This is a genomic window from Mesorhizobium sp. M4A.F.Ca.ET.020.02.1.1, assembly GCF_004022645.1.
In the GTDB taxonomy this organism is placed as follows: domain Bacteria; phylum Pseudomonadota; class Alphaproteobacteria; order Rhizobiales; family Rhizobiaceae; genus Mesorhizobium.
The window spans coordinates 1-417 of record NZ_RZOI01001415.1; the positions used below are offsets into that span (position 1 = coordinate 1).

Here is a 417-nt window from a genome sequence, read left to right on the forward strand (position 1 = left end):
ATGGTAGAGTTAGAGAAATTGGTCGCAGCCGGAGGCCTGCCCATGCATTCGATGACACGAATGGAATTCGAAGCCTATGAAAAGCGCGTCGAAGCAGTGCTCGCAACCGTCGAGGCCGCCATCGAGCCGGTCGAGAAAAAGGATTTCGACGAGATCGCCGCGACGGCACGCGAGGTGGTGGAAATCCGTCGCGAGTATCTGGAGCTTTCGGAGCGAGAGGCTCAGGCCGAGCGTCTCGAGGCTCCTCCGCAGGGTCAGGGCGAACGGGACGCGCCGCGGCCTCCGCAGGATGCGATCAAGATCCAGATGGCGGAGCGAGCCGGTGCTGACGGCGCAGTAGAAGGAAAGGTGAAAGATAACCCTGATCGGAGGCGCTTCGATAGCGAGGCACGCGTCTCGCGGGACGATCTCTTCGAC

1 pseudogene is annotated in these 417 nt (G+C 61.4%); it reads left to right on the top strand.

Annotation, left to right across the window (positions count from 1 at the left end):
• Positions 1-42 precede the first annotated feature (42 nt).
• Positions 43-417: pseudogene (locus tag EN742_RS38560) on the top strand (hypothetical protein); the annotation flags it as partial.